Here is an 18,808-nt window from a genome sequence, read left to right on the forward strand (position 1 = left end):
CTCAGAGCACTCCACCGTTCGGAGGAGAACGTCGAGACCGATGGGCGCGCGCTGTCCCGGTAACGGGGCCGAAACGCGCAGGTCGCGCAGCCGCAACACCGGTGCAGTTGAGTGGTCCTGCCACTTCGGCTCGACCGAACCGCTCACGCAGACGGAGTCCCATGTCGCTCAGATCCCTCCAGCATCCGGCCACGCAGATCGGGATCGCCGCGATCGCCGGCATCGTGTTCGGCCTCATCGTCGGCGACTGGGCCGGCAACCTCGCCTTCCTCGGCCAGATCTTCATCCGCCTGATCCAGATGGCGATCGTGCCCCTGGTCATGGCGTCGGTCATCGTGGCCACCGGGTCGATGGGAGGCACGAGCACGGGCCGTCTCGCTGCGCGCACCTTCGGCTGGATGATCGGCTTTTCGGTTGTGGCGGCCGTCGTCGCCGTCGTGCTCAGCCTCGTGCTACAGCCGGGCGCTGGGGCCACCTTCTCGGGTGAACTCGACCCCTCCCTCGAGCAGCCGGCGTCGGAGGCGGCAGGCTGGCAGGACACGATTCTCGGCTTCTTCTCGACCAACATCGTCGCGTCGATGTCCACCGCCACGATGGTCCCGATCATTGTGTTCTCGCTCCTGTTCGGCATCGCACTGAATCACCACGTCACCTCGACCGGCAGTGTGCTCGTCCTGCAGGCTCTCGAGCAGCTGCAGCAGGTTCTGCTCGCGCTCATCCGCCTCGTGATGCGCATCGCGCCGATCGGCGTTTTCGCCCTGCTCGCCGCCCTCGCGGGTGAAGTGGGCGTGGCGGTCGTGACAAGCGCTCTCGCCTACCTGGGGACAACCCTGCTCGGCGTGGTGCTGCTCACGGTCCTCTTCGTCGCGGTGGTGACCGTGCGGACACGCCTGGACCCTCGCCGTCTCCCGCGCAAGCTCGCCGAGCAGACCCTCATCGCGATCACTACGACGAGTTCGGCCGTCACCTATCCGACGGTGCTGCGCAACACGGTCGAGAAGGTGGGTGTCAGCCGTCGCGTCGCGGACTTCACGCTCTCGATCGGCTTGACCATGGGCTCCTATGGCGCCGTGCTCAACTACACGATCGTGGTCTTCTTCCTGGCTCAGGCGGGCGGCGTCGTGCTCTCGCCCGCGCAGATCTTGCTGGGGATGGGGCTGGCGATCCTGCTCAACATGGGCACGATTACGGTGCCGGGTGGCTTTCCGGTCGTCGCACTCTTCCTTGCCGCGACTCTCGGCCTGCCGATCCAGGCGGTCGGCCTCTTGATCGCGGTCGACTGGTTCACTGGGATCTTCCGCACCTTCCTCAATGTGAACGGTGACACCTTCGTGGCAATGCTCGTCGCGGACGCCGACGACGAGATCGATCGCGATGTCTACTCGGGAATCCGGGCGAGCGACGAGGTCGGGGCGGCGGGGAGTGTCGCCTGACGGGGCGACTGGCGACGGGTAGCTCTCCTCGAGGAGGACCACCCGTCGCCGCGCGGAGCGGGGCTTATCCGAACGGGATCGAGCCCACCACCACGCCGACCGCGAGCATCACCAACGAGACGATCACCGCGCGCCAGAGCACCTTGCGGTGGTGATCGCCGAGGTTGACGGCGGCAAGGGAGACGAGCAGCAAGATCGCCGGCACCAGAGGGCTCTGCAGGTGCACGGGTTGGCCGGTGATCGAGGCACGAGCCATCTCGACCGGCGAGATGCCGTAGTTCGCCGCACTCTCGGACAGCACCGGGAGGATGCCGTAGTAGAACGCGTCATTCGACATGAAGAAGGTCATCGGGATGCTGAGCACGCCCGTGATGACGGCGAGGAACGGGCCCATCGCCGGCGGGATGACCGCGACGACCCACTGGGCCATCGCATCGACCATGCCCGTGCCGTTGAGCACGCCGATCAGCACGCCCGCCGCGAGAACCATCGAGACGACACCGACGATGCTCGGTGCGTGCTTGACGATCTCGGAGGCCTGGTCCTTCATCGCCGGAAAGTTGATCAGCAGCGCGACCGCCGAGCCGACCATGAACACGTAGGCCAGCGGCAGGATGTCGGCGACCAGCAGCGTCATCACGGCGAGCGTCAGCACGAGGTTCACCCAGATCAGCTTGGGGCGCAGGGTCTCGCGCTCAGGGTCGAGCATTGTGTCGGCCATCGCGGTATCGGCGTCGTCGGCCTGCACGCGGGCGGCGACGGCAATCTGGGCGCCGCGGAGGGACTGGGGTCCGCGGAGGAAGGAGAATCGCTCGCGGGCGACCGCGCGGATGCCTCCGGTCAGCGCGGCGAGGCCGCCGGCGCGGGCGCCGTCCGAGCGGGAAGACGATCCGTGGCCCGCGTGGACGAGTTCCTGCTCGAGCATCGGCTCGGCCAGCGCGAGCGTGCCGAGGCGACGGCGCTCGCCGAGGCCGAGGAACCAGGCGAAGACGAGGGTGACGGCCAGACCGACCGCGAGCGAGGGCAGCATCGGCACGAAGATGTCGCTCGGCGAGACCTGAAGGGCCGCCGCGGCGCGCACCGTCGGTCCGCCCCACGGGACGATGTTGAGCGTGCCGTTCGCGAGCCCCGCCACGCAGGTCAACACGACCGGGTTCATCCTCAGACGGAGGTAGATCGGCAGCATCGCGGCGGTGGTGACGATGAAGGTGGTCGAGCCGTCGCCGTCCAGGGAGACCGCTCCGGCGAGCAGCGCCGTCCCGAGTACGACCTTGGCCGGATCGTCACCGAGCGCGCGCACGATGAAGCGGATGAGCGGATCGAAGAGCCCGACGTCGATCATGATGCCGAAGTACATGATCGCGAACATCAGCAGCGCGGCCGTGGGGGCGAGACTGCCGATCGCGTCGAGGACCATGTCGCCGATCCCGAGGCCGGCGCCCGCGAAGAGCCCGAAGATCGTCGGGACGACGATCAGGGCGACCATCGGCGTCAGCCGCTTGGTCATGATCAGGGCCATGAAGGCCAGGATCATTGTGAATCCGAGTACTACCAACACAACTGACTCCTTCGTCGAGTGCCGCCGATCGATGACGTCGGAGCGTCGGCCGGGGTGCTCGACACCCTAGGCACCTCCGCGATCCGCTCCGGGGTATCGCTCATTACCGCGACATCTGCGCATAGTGTGGGTTCTGCGCATTCTGCGCACGACCAGGTCGGGGAGGCCGGATGCGCTTCGCGACCCACGTGCTCCTCCTCCAGCTTGCAACCGTCTCGGCCGCGGTACTCGTCTGCGCCGGAGTCGTCACCGCGCTGAGCGTGCAGCAGTTGCGCGGTGCGGCGGAGGAGACGGCGCTCGCCATCGCTCGCACCGTCGCCGAGGATCCCGACGTGCGCGACGCGGTCACCGCCTCCTCCGCCGAGCCCGGCGTGCCGGCCGCCGCCGAGCTGCGCCGGGGTCCGCTCGAGGACGTCGCCGCCGCGGTCGAGCAGCGCACGGGAGCGCTCTTCGTCGTCATCACCGACGACCAGGGCATCCGCCTGGCTCATCCCGACGAGGACCGGCTCGGCGAGCGCGTCTCGACCAGCCCCAACGAGGCTCTGGCGGGACGCGAGAGCGTGTCCTGGGGGAGCGGCACCCTGGGCGAGTCGGCGAGGGCGAAGGTCCCTGTGTTCGCGGAGGGGGAGAGGCGGGTCGTCGGCGAGATCAGCATCGGCTTCGCGCGTTCCAGCGTCTTCACCGACCTGCCCGCCGCTCTCCTCGGCGTCCTCGCGGCGGCGCTCGCGGGCCTGGTGCTGGCGGCGATCGCGTCCGTCTTCCTCCGCCGCCGCCTGCTGCGACTGACGCTGGGCCTCGCACCGGAGGAGCTGACCTCGCTGGTGCAGGATCAGGCGGCCGTGCTCGATGGCGTCGACGAGGGAGTGCTCGCGCTCGACCGCGATGGACGTGTCGGCGTCTGCAACGCGCGGGCGGCGGCGATCCTCGGCTCTGACGATCCGACCGGTCGAGCGCTGCACGGTCGCGTACTGTCCGAGCTCGCTCTGCCGACTCCGCTGGCCGACGCGATCGACGCAGCCCTGCGCTCCGCTGAGACGCCGAGAACGGGCGGCGAGGAGGGCTTCGTCGTGCGCTCACGCATCGTCTATGTCGACATCCGGAGGGTCACCCGTGGCGACCGCGATCTGGGCGTGGTCGTCGTGCTCCGTGACCGCACTGACCTCGCCGCGCTGAGCCGCCGGCTGGACGCGGTCGGCGCGATGACCACTGCGCTCCAGGTGCAGCGGCACGAGTTCGCGAACCGCCTGCACGTGGTCGCGGGCCTCCTCGATGCAGGGCGGACGGGATCGGCGCGCGACTACCTCGATGAGGTGCTGACCCGCGGTCCGCTGAAGTACCCCGTGCAGCACGCCGACCGGCTGCAGGAGCCGTACCTCCAGGCGCTCATCGGTGCGAAGGGGATCGAGGCGGCGGAGCGTGGTGTGCTGCTGACGCTCGGCGAGGAGACGCTGGTGCGTGGCACGGTCATCGAACCGGAGGATGTCGCCACGGTTGTCGGGAATCTCGTGGACAACGCGGTTCGCGCGGCGGTGCAGGGGCGGCGCGACGTGCGCTTTGTCGAGGTTGAGCTGTTGGACGACGGCGATGCGCTCTTCGTGACGGTTGCCGACTCGGGTGACGGGGTCGTCGCTCCGGAGTCGCTGTTCGACCGGGCCGACGCGGACCCGGTGGAGGACGACTCGCGGGTGCACGGCCGCGGCTTTGGCCTCCCGCTCTGCCGAGAGGTGGCCGCCCGTCGCGGCGGCGAGGTGTGGCTAGCAGACGCCGGTGGAGCGGAGTCGGGGGCCGTGCTCTGCGCGCGACTCCCCGGGTCGGTCCGGCCGCCGGAGCAGGGCGGGGTCGATTGGTGAGCGCGGACGCGGTGCAGGAGCGCACGGTGCTCGTGATTGACGACGACTTCCGGGTGGCGCAGCTGCACGCGGATTTGGTGGGAGCGCGGCAGGGCCTGACCGCGCTCGCTCCGGTGCATACCGCCCGTGCCGCCCGGGCGGCTGTCGCCGAGCATGCGCCCGACCTGCTGCTGCTCGACGTGCACCTGCCCGACCAGAGCGGCATCGCTCTGCTCCGCGAGCTCGATACCGACGCCTTCGTGGTGAGTGCCGCCTCCGACGGAGCAACGGTGCGGCGGGCCCTGCATGCGGGGGCGCTCGGCTACCTGATCAAGCCGTTCGAGGCACGGCTACTCGGCGAGCGCCTCGATGCCTACGTGCGGTTCCGGAACGTGCTGCGCGAGGACCGCGCGGCCGATCAGGAGGCGGTAGAGCGGGCGCTGCGGATCCTGCACTCCGGTGATGCTGCGGCCGCGCAGCCTTCGCGCTCGGCGACCGAGCAGCTTGTCCTCGCGCGCCTGGCCGAGTCGGGGGCCGAGCTCTCGGCACTCGAGGTTGCCGAGCGCGCCGGCATTTCGCGGGCCACCGCCCAGCGCTATCTCTCCGGTCTCTCCGGCCGCGGCCTGGTCGAGATGACCCTCAGCTACGGCACCACCGGCCGCCCCGAGCACCGCTATCGGGCGATGTAGCCGCATAACGAAGGCTGGGACGCGGAATTCGAGTTTTTCGGCCTCGAAACGGCGTCCCAGCCTTCGTTATGCAGACGACTCAGTGCGGAGCGAGACGACTCAGTGCGGAGCGTCGATGTCGGCTGCGCTGCGGCGCTTCGCGGCCTCTGCGGCCATGTGGCGTCCCTTCGGGCTGACGAGGGAGCCGATGACCGTGACCACCAGGACGCCGATGATGACCGAGAGCGAGAGGCCGGTGCTGATCTCGAACACCTCCACGTGCTCGCCGTTGTTGATGAACGGCAGGGTGTTCTCGTGCAGCGCGTGCAGGATCAGCTTCACGCCGATGAAGGCGAGGATCACGGCCAGGCCGATGCTGAGATAGACGAGGCGGTCGAGTAGCCCGTCGATGAGGAAGTACAGCTGGCGCAGTCCCAGCAGCGAGAACGCGGTCGCCGTGAAGACGAGGAAGACGTCGCTGGTGAGGCCGAAGATCGCCGGCACGCTGTCGAGGGCAAAGAGGACGTCCGTCCCGCCGATCGCCGCCATGACGAGGATCATCGGCGTGAGGACCTTCTTGCCGTCGACGCGGGTGTAGAACTTATCGCCGTCGTACTGGTCGCTTGTCTTGAAGATCCGCTTGGCGAGACGCACCATGATGTTGTCGCCGGCGTGCTCGTCGCCGGGCTTCACGAGGTTGAACGCGGTGAGCAGCAGGATCAGGCCGAAGACGTAGAAGACCCAGGCAAGCGAATTAATCAGCGCGGCACCGAGGAAGATGAAGCCTGTGCGGGCGAGAAGCGCGAAGACGATGCCGAAGAGCAGCACCTTTTGCTGATCGGCGCGGGGCACCTTGAAACTCGCCATGATGATCAGGAAGACGAACAGATTGTCGACCGACAGCGCCTTCTCCGTGATGTAGCCGGCGAAGTACTCGGAGCCCGGCGTTGGCCCGCCAAACACAAGGACGCCGAGGCCGAAGACTACGGCGATGCCGACGTAGAGCGCGGACCACAGGGCCGACTCCTTCAGCGTGGGCTCGTGGGCCTTGCGGACGTGGAAGAAGAAGTCGAAGAGCAGGAGCAGGACGATAAAGACGATCGTCAGGGTCCAGATCAGGGGCGACACGGTCATGACAGGGCTGGCCTCGCTCGAGAAGGGGTGGGGGACGGTCGGAGAACTCGCTCGTCTGTAGAACGCTAGCGACGCCGTGGAGAGAGCATGGCGTCTGCCGTTCGATCGTGAGTATCTTCTCAGAGATGAGCGCGAGAGCCGCGCGGAGCGGCCGGGATCGGCGAGCGGTCGGTCGGCCAGACTGGTCACCATGACCGACGATGCTGTCGACAGGATTTTCACGGACGCCCACGGCGTCACGATCCACTACCGCTGGTGGGCGCATCCGTCGCCCCGGGCGATCGTGCAGATTGCGCACGGGGTCGGCGAACACTCGGGCCGCTACATCGAACTCGCCGAGGTGCTGCTCGCGGCGGGCTACGCGGTGGCCGCCGACGACCATCGAGGCCACGGGCGCACCGGCCTCGAGCAGCACGGTGGCGACGCCTCCCGGCTGGGCTTGCTCGGCCCGGGCGGCTTGCGCGCGACGGAGGCGGCGATCCGTCGGCTGACGAGCGAGCTCGGGGAGGAGAGCCCCGGCGTGCCGATCGTGCTGCTCGGCCACTCCTGGGGTTCGCTCATGGCCCAGCGGATCGTCGACCGCTACTCCGCCGACTACGCCGCCCTGGTGCTCAGCGGCACGGCCTACCGCCTCCCGGGTTATCTGAACGCAGGCGACCTGGCGAAGCGCCATCGGGTGGTCGGCGGCCTCGGCCTCGAATGGCTCTCGCGTGACCCCGAGGTGTGGCAGCGGTTCCACGACGACCCGCTGACCTTCAGCACTCCGCTCGTACAGCGCATCGGACTGGCCGAGACGCTGCGGCTGGTGGGGCGGCCTGCCCGTCGGCCTGCGCACCCGTTGCCCCTGCTGCTCGTGGTGGGAGGCGAGGACACGCTCGGCGGCGAGCGCTCGGTGCGGGCGCTCGCGGCCGCCTATCGCCGGCGTGCCGGGTATACCGACGTGTCGGTGCGCGTGTACCCGGAGGCGCGGCACGAACTGTTCCAGGAGCTGAACCGGGCCGAGGTCACGGCCGACCTGGTCGAGTGGCTGCACACGCGCTTCCCTGCTCCGCCCGCCTAGGCTGACGTCATGCATGGCGAGTACAAAGTTCCCGGTGGAAAGCTCGTGGTCGTCGACCTCGACGTCGTCGATGGAAGGTTCGCGGGCTTCCGGCTCGCGGGTGACTTCTTCCTCGAACCCGACACGGCGCTCGATGATATTGACCGCGCGGTGGTCGGACTTCCGGTCGAGACCGACGCGAAGTCAATTGCCGCCGCCATCCGGCAGGCCCTGCCGAGCGACGCGGTGCTGCTTGGCTTCACCCCCGAGGCCGTCGCGGTCGCGATCCGGCGCTCACTCCAGAAGGCGACAAGCTGGCGCGACTACGACTGGCAGATCGTGCACGAGGGGGCCGTTTCTCCGGCAACCCACCTCGCCCTCGACGAGGTACTGACCGCCGCCGTCGGCGAAGGCCGCCGCGAGCCCACCCTGCGCATCTGGGAGTGGGACCGGCCGGCCGTCGTGATCGGCAGCTTCCAGTCACTCCGCAACGAGGTCGACCTGGAGAACGCGGCGAAGTACGGGGTCGACGTGGTGCGGCGCATCTCCGGCGGTGGCGCGATGTTCATGGAGGCGGGCAGCGTCGTCACGTACTCGCTCTATGTCCCGGGCGACTTAGTGCAGGGGCTGACCTTCGCCGACTCCTACGCCTTCCTCGACGAGTGGGCCGTCAGCGCCCTCCAGTCCCTCGGGATCGACGCGGCGTATCAGCCGCTCAACGACATCACCTCGCCCGCGGGCAAGATTGGCGGAGCGGCGCAGAAGCGGCTCGGCTCCGGCGCAGTCCTGCACCACGTGACCATGAGCTATGACATCGACGCCGAGAAGATGGTGCAGGTGCTGAGGATCGGACGCGAGAAGCTGTCCGACAAGGGCATCGCCTCCGCCGTGAAGCGCGTCGACCCGCTGCGCAGCCAGACCGGACTCAGCCGCGCCGAGATCATCGAGCGGATGAAGGCGACGTTCGTGCAACTGCACGGCGGGGAACCGGGCACCCTCAGCGATGAGGAGTACGCGGCGGCCGAGGAGCTGGTGCAGACGAAGTACTCGACCCCGGAGTGGCTGCGCCGGGTCCCCTGAAGGTGGGGTACCGACGGGAGCACCTGCCCCGGCGGCGGACGAGCGGATGCAGGGGCGGGGAAGCGGGCGACGCCGCTCAGCCTGCGAGGAGTTCCTGGTAGTCGGGGTGCTCGGCGATGAACTCGGCAACGAACGGGCAGGCCGGGACGATGCGCGGGCCGAAGCGCCGGTGCGCGTCGTCGAGCGCGCCTCCGACCAGCATTTCTCCGAGGCCCTCGTGCCGATGTGCCGGCGCAATCTCGGTGTGCAGGAACACGACGTCGCCGCCGCGGACGGCGTAGTCGGCGAGCCCGACGTTCTCCCCGTCGACCCACAGTGTGTAGCGGGAACCGTCCTGATCGTGTCGCACTTCTGAGACCATCGCGCCACTCTACGCCGGCGCCTCCTGGGCACCGGCCAAGCGCCGCCAACCGCGGAGCGTGTCGCCGGCTCCGCGCGCACTGGCACAATTGCCGGGTGCCCAGGACGATCCAGATCGCGGACGGCGTCCCGGAGACTCGGAGCGCGGTGTTCCACGCCGACAACCTCGAGGTCCTGCCGCAGCTCGCCGACGGGGCCTTTACGGTCGTGTACCTCGATCCTCCCTTCAACACCGGGCGTGCGCAGGTGCGCACCTCGACCACCTCCGTGCGCTCCGCCACCGGCACGATCGCGGGCTTCAAAGGCCGCAGCTACGAGCGGATCCGCGGCGACCTGCTCCGCTACGACGACCGTTTCGATGACTACTGGTCGTTCCTCGAGCCGCGCCTGGCCGAAGCGTGGCGCCTCCTCGCCGACGACGGAACGCTGTACCTGCACCTGGACTACCGCGAGGCGCACTACGCCAAGGTGCTGCTCGACGCGCTCTTTGGCCGCGAGTCCTTCCTCAACGAGATCATCTGGGCCTACGACTACGGGGCGAAGGCGACGCGGCGCTGGCCGACGAAGCACGACACGATCCTCGTGTACGTGAAGGATCCGCGCGGCTACCACTTCGACTCCGCCGCCGTCGACCGTGAGCCGTATATGGCCCCCGGCCTGGTCACGCCCGAAAAGGCCGAGCGCGGGAAGCGGCCGACGGACGTCTGGTGGCACACGATCGTCTCGCCAACCGGCCGCGAGAAGACGGGCTACCCGACGCAAAAGCCGGAGGGGATCCTCCGCCGCATCGTGCAGGCGTCGAGCCGTGAGGGCGATGCCGTGCTCGACTTCTTCGCAGGCTCGGGGACGACCGGCGCGGCGGCGTATGCCCTCGGCCGGCGCTTCGTGCTCATCGATGAGCACGTCGACGCGATCGCGGTCATGCGCCGGCGTTTCGCGGGCTTTGAGCCAGGACCGCTGTTCGTCTGAGATCGCGGGGTTTTTGCGTCTGTTGACCTCTGCGTCTCTGCACTGTCCAAGAGTTGTTCCACTGTCCAAAAGTTGTTCCACTGTCCAAAAGTTGTCGCAGTCGACGCCGAGTGCGACAACTTTTGGACAGTGGTGCTCGGATGCTTCCTCCACAGGCGGTGAATGCAGCAACTGTCCCCAGAAGTACCGGGACGAGGCCCGCGATGCTCCCGTGCCGTCCAGGCTGGCGGCATGTCCAGCACCGACCTCAGCGCCTTCAGCCGACGCGCCGCCCTGCGCGCCGGGGCGACGGATGCGCAGCTTCGCTCCCCGGCCTTGGCCCAGCCCTTCCACGGCGTCCGCACCCGCGTCACTCCGGTCACGCATCTCGAGCGCGCCGCGGCGTACGTCCCTCGGCTCCGCCCCTGGCAGCTCTTCTCGCACCTGACCGCGGCGCATGCGTGGGGAGTTCCGCTCCCCTTGCCGCCTCTCGAGGACGATCCGATCCACGTTTCGGCGCAGCCGCCTCATCGACCCCCGCGGACGCGGGGTGTGATCGGTCACACGCTCGGCGCCACAGATCGTGACGCTGTGGAGCGTCAGGGCCTGCGGATCACGGGTGCAGCGTCCACCTGGATCGCCCTGGCCCCCATGCTCTCGGATCGTGATCTGCTCGCCGCCACCGACTACTTCCTCTTCGTGCCGCGGCGCCCCCGCCGAGACGATCCCCGCCCGTTCGCCACCTTCAGCGAGCTCGAAGGGCGGCTCGCGACGCATCGGGGCCGGGGGCGTCGAGGGCTCGTTGTCGCACTGCGGCTCGCCTCGACGAGGGCCGCCTCGCGCAAGGAGTCGTGGCTGCGGTCACTCGTCCTGCGGGCAGGGCTCCCCGAGCCCGAAGTGAACGCTGAGATTCGGGTCGACGGTCGACTCCTCGCCATCGGCGACGTGGTGTTCCGGCGGTGGAAAGTGGTGGCCGAGTACGACGGCGGGCAGCACCGGACGGATGACGCTCAGTTCGCACGTGATCGGGAACGGCTCCTCGCGCTGCAGCTCGCGGGCTGGATCGTCGTGGTCGTCCGGGCCGAGGGCCTGACCCGAGGCCGCGCGAGGACCGTCGCCGAGATTCGGGCCGCCCTGACGGCCCACGGGTGGAGAGCGTGATGGGTGGATCACCATCGCCGCGCCGAGTGTCCGAAAGTTGTCGCACTCGGCGCCGAGTGCGACAACTTTCGGACACTCGCGGCGCGGCAGTGCGTCGAAACGCCGAGCGGATGTCCGCGTCAGCTGCTGGCGCGCGCGACGAGCGTCGTCGGCATCAGCGTGCGGTGATCGACGGGCGAGCCCTCGATCCGAGCCGTCAGCAGTTCGGCCATGCGCGCGCCGAGCTCGACGGGCAGCTGACGGACCGTCGTCAGCGCCGGCACTGCGTTCCGGGCGAACAGGTCGTCGTCGAAGCCGACGACCGAGACGTCCTCGGGGATGCGGCGCTGGGCCTCGCGCAGCGCAGCGTACGCGCCGACGGCCATCTGGTCGTTCGCCGCGAAGACGCCATCGATCGAGGGGTCACGCGCGAGGAGGCGGCGCATCGCCGCCGTGCCACTACCTGGCGAGAAGTCGCCCCACTCGACCAGGTCGTCATCGAGGCCGGCGTCCGAGAGCGCTCTGCGCCAGCCGATCAACCGGTCGACCCCGGGAGGCATGTCGGCCGGCCCGGCGATGGTTGCGATGCGCCGCCGTCCACGCTCGATCAGGTGTGCTGTCGCAACGGCTGCTCCGTCGGCGTTGTCCACGTCGACGTAATACGAGCCGCGCTCCTCGGGCGAGAGGGGGCGGCCGCCGAACACGATCGGCAGCGAGTCCGAGAGCGCCGCGTAGGAGTGGTCGCCGGAGTGGTGCGACACGACGATCGCGCCGTCGACGTTGCCGCCGAGGAGGTAGCGACGGGTTTTCTCTCCGCCCGTCTCGGAGGCGATCAGCATCGAGAGCGTGTAGTCGGTGTCGGCGAGGCGCATCGCGGCGCCCTGCACGATGGCCGCGAAAAACGGGTCCGCAAAGACGCGGGCCGTCGATTCCGGCACGATCAGCGCGATCGAGTGCGTGCGCCGCGAGGCGAGCATCCGCGCCGCGTGGTTGGGCACGTAGTCCAGCTCGCTGATCGCCTTTTCGACGGCAGCGACGATGTCGGCTGCGACCTGCGGTGCTCCGTTGACGACTCGCGAGACCGTCGCCCGCGAGACGCCCGCTCGGGCTGCGACCATCTCGAGGGTGGGAGAGCGACCCCCTGGGCGAATGCCCGATCCCTCGCGCACGGCTTAGTCCAGCGCTGCCGCGGCGCTGCCGCCGATCAGGCGCGCGAAAACGAGGCCCGAGTCCTTCACGAGGCGCTCCTGCGACTCGTAGTCGACGCGGACAATCCCGAACCGCTTCTCATAGCCCCAGGCCCACTCGAAGTTATCCAGCAGCGACCAGACGAAGTAGCCGCGCACATCGGCGCCCTGGTCGATCGCATCGGCGACCTTCTCCACATGGTCGAGCACGTACTGAGTGCGGTCGGCATCGTGCACGCGGCCCTCGACGGCAGCGTCGTCATAGGCGGCTCCGTTCTCGGTCACGTACAGCGGAGGGAGGTTCTCGTACTCGAGGCCGAGTCGGGTGAGCAGGTAGCGCAGCCCGTCCGGGTGCACCTCCCAGTCCATTGCCGTGCGAGGCAGATGGCGCGAGGGAAAGGTAATGAACTCCGAACCGACCCAGGGGGAGCCCACCTCGCGGTCGGTGGCCTGCGCGAAGTCCTCGGCGCCGGCGGGCAGCGGATGCGCCGAGACGTTGTCGTCGTGGTAATGGTTCACGCCGAGGAAGTCGAGCGGAAGCGAGATCAGGTCGAGGTCGCCGTCGATGATCAGTTCGTCGAGACCAAGGCCCGCGACGTCCGTGAGCAGGTCTTCGGGGTACTCGCCGCGCAGCAGCGGGTCGAGGAAGAGACGGTTCTGCAGTGCGTCGAAGCGGCGCGCGGCCTCAAGGTCGGCCTCATCCTCCGGGTCGTCCGGTACGGCGTTCGACAGATTGAGCGTGATGCCCACATTCTGCGCGCCGAGCTGCCGCAGCGTCGAGACGGCGAGGCCGTGAGCAAGGTGGGTGTGGTGCACGGCGGCCAGCGCCTTCTGCTGCGAGATCACGCCGGGAGCGTGCACGCCCGCACCGTACGAGAGGAGGGTCGAGCAGAAGGGCTCGTTGAAGGTGGTCCAGTGCTGGACGCGATCGCCGAGGCTCTCGTAGACGGCCTCGGTGTAGTCCCCGAAGCGTTCCGCCGTGTCGCGGTTCGCCCAACCGCCGGTTTCCTCGACCGCTTGCGGCAGATCCCAGTGGTAGAGCGTCAGCCACGGCAGGATGCCCGCGCCCAAAAGTTCGTCGACAAGGCGGGAGTAGAAGTCGAGACCCTCCGAGTTCACCGAGCGGTCGCCAGGCTTGACGCGCGACCAACTCACGGAGAAGCGGTAAGAGCCGAGTCCCAACTCCTTCATCAGCTGCACATCCGCGGGCATGCGGTGGTAGTGGTCGACCGCGACCTCGGGAGTGTCGCCGTTCGCGACCGCGCCGGGAACGCGGGAGAACGCATCCCAAATGCTGTCCTGCTTGCCCGCCTCGTGGCCAGCGCCCTCGATCTGCGCGGCGGCGGTAGCGGAGCCCCAAAGGAACCCGGCGGGCCAGTCGCGCACGGCCAGTCGCTCGGCTCTCGCGGTCTGCTCCGCGAGGATCGGGCTCACGGGGGAGGGGATGCTGGCGGCACTCATTGCGGACTCCTTCGGCGGCTGTCCCACCAGTCTAGGGCGTCGATGGAGCGCTCTCTTGCGCGGGATGACGGTGCAGGTGAGTCGAGGCGGCCTGCTGCCGTCGAGGTGCCGCGGGAGGCGCGGCGCCTCGACGGCACAGCCGGTGTCTCGGTGGCGTGGGGCTTGAGACACCGGCTGCGTGACCAGCGTGCGGGGCGTGCTCGACCGAGGTCAGGCGCCCTCGCGGGGTGGCAGCGTCCGCACCGAGTCGGTCCGGATGTCGGGCTCGATGCTCCCGGCGGCGAGGTCGGCTCCGGCGCGCGCGGCGAGCTGCGGATCCGTCCGGCGCAGTTGTGCAGCGGTGTCCTCGTTCGCGAGGTCGTGCGCCTCCTGCATCGCCGACTTCGCTCGCAGAGGCGGCGTGCGGAGGAACCAGGAGAGTACGAAGGCGAGCAGCACGACTCCGAGCGCGACCTGGAACACCGTGACCGTGGCGTCATTGAAGCCCGTCAGGAACGGGGCCGAGAGCGCCCGGTCGGCGGTGTTCAGGAACGAGGTGTCGCCGTCGAGCGCCGAGCCGATCGCCGCAGTGTCCTGCGACTGCAGGAGCTTCAGGATCCCCGTATTGGCGGGGTCAGCGATGACGGCCGGGTCGGTGGCGGCGCGCTGCAGATCCGCCGCGATCGTCGGGTTCTTGAAGGCCGAGCCAATGGTCTCAGGGATGCGGCTGAAGAGCACCGAGAAGATCACCGCGGTGCCCAGCGTCCCACCAATTTGACGGAAGAACGTCGAGGCGCTGGTCGCGACTCCCATGTTCGCCACGTCGACCGAGTTCTGCGAGGCGAGCGTCAGCGTCTGCATCATTTGGCCGAGGCCAAGGCCCAGCAGCAGCATGCCGCCCATCATGAAGATCACCGGCTTGTCGATCGTCACGAAGGTGAAAGAGAAGAAAGCGGCCGACATCAGGAAGGTGCCCACGATCGGGAAGGCGCGGTAGCGACCCGTGCGCGAGATGATCTGGCCCGAGACGATCGAGGCGATCATCAGGCCGAGGATCATCGGCAGCATCAGGAAGCCGGACTCGGTCGGAGTCGCACCGTTGACGAGTTGCAGGTACAGCGGGATCGCCATCATGCCGCCGAACATGCCGAAGCCGACCAGCACACCGAGCACGGTCGCCATCGAGAAGGTGGGCGAGCGGAAGAGCTTGAGCGGGATCAGCGCGTCGTCGCCCATCATCCGCTCGGCCGCGATGAAACCGATAATGCCCAGCGCGCCGACGATGTAGCAGACCCATGCGATCGGCGAGCCCCAGCCCCACTCACGCCCTTGCTCGGCGATCAGCAGGAGCGGACCGGCGGCGACGATGACGAGCGACGCTCCCCACCAATCGATCCGCACCGAGCGCTTCCCGGCGGGCGTAGGCAGGTGCAGGAAGCGCACCACGATGAACAGTGCGACGGCGCCGATCGGAAGATTGATCAGGAACACCCACCGCCAGCCGGTAATGAAGAGGATCTCAGGAGTGCCGGCGAGCAGGCCGCCGATGAGCGGGCCGACGACACTCGAAATGCCGAAGACGGCCAGGAAGTAGCCCTGGTACTTTGCACGCTCGCGCGGGGGGAGGATGTCGCCCATCACGGTGAGGGCGAGCGACATCAAGCCGCCGGCACCGAGTCCCTGCACGGCGCGGAAGCCCGCGAGCCCGAGCATCGAGGTCGAGAAGCCAGCGAGCGTCGATCCGATCAGGAACAGCACGATCGCGATCAGGTACAGCGGTCGACGTCCGAAGATGTCCGAGAGCTTCCCATAAATGGGAGTCGCGATCGTCGAGACGATCAGGTACGCGGTGGTCACCCATGCCTGCTGCGAAAGTCCGTCGAGGTCGTCCGCGATGGTGCGCATGGAGGTGCCGACGATCGTCTGGTCGAGCGAGGAGAGGAACATCCCCGCCATCAGGCCGAAGATCACGAAAAGAATTTGCCGGTGCGACATAATGGCGCCGGACGGCGTCGGTGTCGCAGCGGGTGGAGTGGAGGCGGAGTCAGCCACGGTGGTCCCCTTGTCTGGCGGACGCGTCCAGGCACGGCGATCCGCCGCAAACGTTGCGTGCTGCGCAAACTTACATCCTGTGCGAGGTTCCAGGCAGAGCTTCCGGCGAGCCTGAGCAGGATCTCAGGTCCCCGATCCGTCACACGCGCACCGAGACAGCCTCGTCGGCCCAGCCGGCCTCGCGCAGCGCGGCGCGCGCCTCCGCTCGAGCGGAGTAAGGCGTGCGCACCCCGAGGACGTCGCGGTAGTTCTGGTGGCCCGGGCCCGCCCAGAGGATGGCGTCGCCCTCGCGTGCGAGCGAGACCGCGACCCGGATGGCGCGCTTGGGATCGTCGACCTCGTGCACATGCGCGTCGGGGCGTGCCGCGAGGGCCGCGTCGATGAGGGTGCGCCGGATGGCGACGGGATCCTCGAAGCGGGGATGGTGGTCGGTGACGACCAGAATGTCGCTTCCTGTCACCGCCGCCTCGGCCATAGCGGGGCGCTTGAGGGCGTCGCGGTCGCCGTCGGCACCGAACACCATAATCACGCGGCCAGGGGTGACCTGTCGGACCGCCTCGAGCGTGCGCTGGAACGCGTCGGCGCTGTGGCCGAAGTCCACGTACACGGTCGGCCCGCGCTCGCCGGAAACACGCTCGGTGCGGCCGGGAAGGGAAGCATCGACTCCGCCGTCACGGTGCAGCGCGGCTCGGATCTCGCCGATCGGCCAGCCCGCCTCGATCAGCATCACGATAGCGAGCGCGGCATTGGCAGCCATGTGCGCGCCGATGATCGGCACCGATGTCGTGATGGCGCGTCCCTCGCGGTTCTCCATCCGAAAGCGCGTGCGGCCAAACTCCTGCGCGAGCACGCTCACCCGCCAGTCCGCATCGACGTCAGGCAGGGAGGCGATGGTCGTCACCGGCACTCCGGCCACGGCACAGATCCGCTCGCCGTAAGGGGAGTCGAGCGAGACGACAGCACGACGGGCGCGATCGGGCTGGAACAGCTGCGCCTTCTCGCCGAAGTAGGTGTCCATGTCTCCGTAGTCGTCGAGGTGGTCGTGGCTCAGGTTGGTGAATCCGGCGACATCGAACACGACGCCGTCGACGCGGTGCCGGGTGAGGGCCTGGGCGCTGACCTCGATGGCGGCGGCGCCGACGCCCTCCTCCTCCATGCGGGCGACGAGAGCGTGCAGCTCGGTGGCCTCGGGAGTAGTCAGGCCGCTGGTCACGGACGTGTCACCGATGTGCCGTTCGGCCGTGGAGCTCAGGCCGGGAACCACGCCGAGCTGGCGCAGGATGCCCTCGAGCATGTGCACGGTCGAGGTCTTGCCGTTGGTTCCGGTCACGCCAAAGAGCACGGGGGAGCGTTCGGCGGTTCCGTACACGGCGGCGGCGATGGCGCCCAGACGGGAGCGCGGCTCCGGCACCACCAGGACGGGCAGGCCGGTCGTGCGCGCGGCGCTCTCGCCGAGGGGGTCGGTGAGCACCGCAACCGCGCCTCGGGACACCGCCTGCTCCACGAAGTCGGCGCCGTGGCGGTATGCGCCGGGCAGGGCGACGAAGAGGTCTCCTGGTTCGACGTCGGAGGCGATCAGCGTCACTCCGGTGATCGCGGTGGTAGGCGCGTTGTCGCTCTCGACGTCGAGGGTGCGCGCGAGTGCGAGGAGAGGAACGGACGGAGCGTGGCGGGGTCGGAGCATGGAGTCCTCTCGTCGACGGTCCCGTGGGGGTCGCGCGGCCGAAAGGGGGCGGGCGCGGGGCCGTGGATGTCACCCAAGCTAGGGGTTCGCTTATGTGAATCCTAAGAGGATATGCAAGACGCACGTGGAGGGGGACGGGTGGACAGGATCGCGGGTCGGTGCATCCGTCTTCCGCGTCCGGTGACGTCCACGGGGGACAGACCTCGCTGTCTAGGCTCGGAGGATGACGATGAACGAGAACGAGCCGACCGGCGGGCGCCCCGTCCGCCGCCGCGCCCTGGTGATCGGGGGAGTCGCGGTCGCCGCGGGCGTCACCGCTATCGGCGTCGGAGCCGCTTTTGGCAGCGGACGACGCTCGCCCACCGTGCCGGGATCACCCACTGCCGCAGCGGCGAGTGGTCCCGCCTCGAACGCTTCGGAGACACCGGCGCCGACCGCGGAACCGGTCGCGACCCCCACGCCCGGATTCGACCTCACAGCCCACTCCATCGACGATCCTGACAGCATCTGGGTCGTCGTCAACAAGCTGCGAACGCTGTCGCCTGTCGACTACGTCCCCGCCGATCTGACCGTCCCCGACGTGTCCTTCGTGAACCGTCAGCCGATGCGGAAGGCGACCGCCGATGCTCTCGTTGCGCTGTTCACGGCCGCGAGTGCCGAGGCTGGCCTCGCCCTGGCTGTGCAGAGCGCTTATCGGTCCTACGACACGCAGGTTTCCGTCTACTCCGGCTGGGTTTCCTCCCGTGGTCAGGCGGGCGCAGATGCCACCAGCGCGCGCCCGGGGCACAGCGAGCACCAGACGGGTTGGGCCGTGGATGTCGTCGGCGCCTCGGGAGCCTGTGCGCTCGAGATCTGCTGGGGTGACACGGCGGAGGGGCAGTGGGTCGGCGCGAACGCGCATCGCTTCGGCTTCCTCGTGCGCTACAAGCCCGAGTCCACTCCCATCACCGGCTACGAGTCGGAGCCGTACCACGTGCGCTACATCGGCACGGAGCTGTCGCAGTACCTGCACGACTCCGGAATCGAGACGCTGGAGCGCGCGTTCGGCCTTCCGGATGCGCCCGACTATGCGCCGGGAACCAGCGACTAGCTGCCCGGACGATCAGAAACGGGCTCGGTCGGACGTGACATGCGCCACTCGTTACCGTACTGTTATTCGGAGCGCTTTCGGAGGTCCGTCCAACAGGTCTCCCACCTCCGCCTCGTGACATTGCCGCTTCCCCGCTCCCGAGCTCGGTCCCCTGCCGTGCCACCGA

15 protein-coding genes are annotated in these 18,808 nt (G+C 68.7%); 8 read left to right on the plus strand and 7 right to left on the minus strand.

Annotation, left to right across the window (positions count from 1 at the left end):
* Nucleotides 1–161: 161 nt before the first annotated feature.
* A complete protein-coding gene (locus HRF29_RS11055; protein WP_173248775.1) occupies nucleotides 162–1,433 on the plus strand; it encodes a dicarboxylate/amino acid:cation symporter in 1,272 nt (423 codons plus the stop codon).
* Nucleotides 1,434–1,497: 64 nt separating this feature from the next.
* Here the strand turns inward: HRF29_RS11055 and HRF29_RS11060 are convergent, their stop codons facing one another.
* Nucleotides 1,498–2,967: a CitMHS family transporter gene (locus HRF29_RS11060; RefSeq protein ID WP_173249042.1), complete on the minus strand. Its 1,470-nt coding sequence runs from the start codon at nucleotides 2,965–2,967 to the stop codon at nucleotides 1,498–1,500.
* Nucleotides 2,968–3,161: 194 nt separating this feature from the next.
* Here HRF29_RS11060 and HRF29_RS11065 point away from each other — a divergent pair, with 194 nt between their 5' ends.
* Together HRF29_RS11065 and HRF29_RS11070 are read left to right on the plus strand one after the other, a co-directional pair.
* On the plus strand, nucleotides 3,162–4,841 hold the full coding sequence (locus tag HRF29_RS11065) for a sensor histidine kinase (protein ID WP_173248776.1): 1,680 nt from the start codon (nucleotides 3,162–3,164) through the stop codon (nucleotides 4,839–4,841).
* Nucleotides 4,838–5,509: a response regulator gene (locus HRF29_RS11070; RefSeq protein ID WP_343043725.1), complete on the plus strand. Its 672-nt coding sequence runs from the start codon at nucleotides 4,838–4,840 to the stop codon at nucleotides 5,507–5,509. Before HRF29_RS11065 ends, HRF29_RS11070 begins: the two co-directional genes overlap by 4 nt.
* A 99-nt stretch (nucleotides 5,510–5,608) precedes the next feature.
* On the opposite strand, the gene HRF29_RS11075 is transcribed toward HRF29_RS11070, so the two are convergent.
* The gene (locus tag HRF29_RS11075) at nucleotides 5,609–6,622 is read right to left on the minus strand and encodes a TerC family protein (RefSeq protein WP_173248777.1); all 1,014 of its coding nucleotides are present in this window, start codon (nucleotides 6,620–6,622) and stop codon (nucleotides 5,609–5,611) included.
* A gap of 190 nt (nucleotides 6,623–6,812) precedes the next feature.
* Between HRF29_RS11075 and HRF29_RS11080 the strand changes: the two genes are divergently transcribed.
* Entirely contained in the window at nucleotides 6,813–7,682 is an 870-nt protein-coding gene (locus HRF29_RS11080) for an alpha/beta fold hydrolase (RefSeq protein WP_173248778.1), read from the plus strand.
* Nucleotides 7,683–7,691: 9 nt separating this feature from the next.
* Nucleotides 7,692–8,741 (plus strand): lipoate-protein ligase LplAB, encoded by a 1,050-nt coding sequence (gene lplAB, locus HRF29_RS11085; protein WP_173248780.1) that lies wholly within the window; start codon nucleotides 7,692–7,694, stop codon nucleotides 8,739–8,741.
* 76 nt (nucleotides 8,742–8,817) lie between these two features.
* On the opposite strand, the gene HRF29_RS11090 is transcribed toward lplAB, so the two are convergent.
* Nucleotides 8,818–9,102, minus strand: a complete 285-nt coding sequence (locus HRF29_RS11090; RefSeq protein ID WP_173248782.1) for a GNAT family N-acetyltransferase — start codon at nucleotides 9,100–9,102, stop codon at nucleotides 8,818–8,820.
* Between the two features lie 95 nt (nucleotides 9,103–9,197).
* On the opposite strand from HRF29_RS11090, the gene HRF29_RS11095 reads away from it, so the two are divergent.
* Together HRF29_RS11095 and HRF29_RS11100 are read left to right on the plus strand one after the other, a co-directional pair.
* On the plus strand, nucleotides 9,198–10,070 hold the full coding sequence (locus HRF29_RS11095; protein WP_425503128.1) for a DNA-methyltransferase: 873 nt from the start codon (nucleotides 9,198–9,200) through the stop codon (nucleotides 10,068–10,070).
* A gap of 231 nt (nucleotides 10,071–10,301) precedes the next feature.
* Complete coding sequence (locus HRF29_RS11100; protein WP_173248784.1) at nucleotides 10,302–11,210, plus strand: endonuclease domain-containing protein; 909 nt, start codon at nucleotides 10,302–10,304, stop codon at nucleotides 11,208–11,210.
* Between the two features lie 119 nt (nucleotides 11,211–11,329).
* On the opposite strand, the gene HRF29_RS11105 is transcribed toward HRF29_RS11100, so the two are convergent.
* The 4 genes from HRF29_RS11105 to HRF29_RS11120 all read right to left on the minus strand — a co-directional run bounded on the left by HRF29_RS11105 (nucleotide 11,330) and on the right by HRF29_RS11120 (nucleotide 17,552).
* Nucleotides 11,330–12,307, minus strand: coding sequence for a LacI family DNA-binding transcriptional regulator (locus tag HRF29_RS11105; protein ID WP_173248786.1), 978 nt, complete (start codon nucleotides 12,305–12,307; stop codon nucleotides 11,330–11,332).
* 54 nt (nucleotides 12,308–12,361) lie between these two features.
* Complete coding sequence (locus HRF29_RS11110; RefSeq protein WP_173248788.1) at nucleotides 12,362–13,837, minus strand: GH1 family beta-glucosidase; 1,476 nt, start codon at nucleotides 13,835–13,837, stop codon at nucleotides 12,362–12,364.
* 210 nt (nucleotides 13,838–14,047) lie between these two features.
* Nucleotides 14,048–15,811: an MDR family MFS transporter gene (locus tag HRF29_RS11115; RefSeq protein WP_173249048.1), complete on the minus strand. Its 1,764-nt coding sequence runs from the start codon at nucleotides 15,809–15,811 to the stop codon at nucleotides 14,048–14,050.
* Between the two features lie 196 nt (nucleotides 15,812–16,007).
* Nucleotides 16,008–17,552 carry a Mur ligase family protein gene (locus tag HRF29_RS11120; protein WP_173248790.1) on the minus strand — a complete coding sequence of 515 codons (1,545 nt, stop codon included), beginning with the start codon at nucleotides 17,550–17,552 and terminating at the stop codon, nucleotides 16,008–16,010.
* Between the two features lie 223 nt (nucleotides 17,553–17,775).
* Between HRF29_RS11120 and HRF29_RS11125 the strand changes: the two genes are divergently transcribed.
* A complete protein-coding gene (locus tag HRF29_RS11125) occupies nucleotides 17,776–18,642 on the plus strand; it encodes a M15 family metallopeptidase (protein ID WP_173248792.1) in 867 nt (288 codons plus the stop codon).
* Nucleotides 18,643–18,808 lie beyond the last annotated feature (166 nt).

It is taken from the genome of Rathayibacter agropyri, assembly GCF_013249015.1.
Classification (GTDB): Bacteria; Actinomycetota; Actinomycetes; order Actinomycetales; family Microbacteriaceae; genus Rathayibacter; species Rathayibacter agropyri.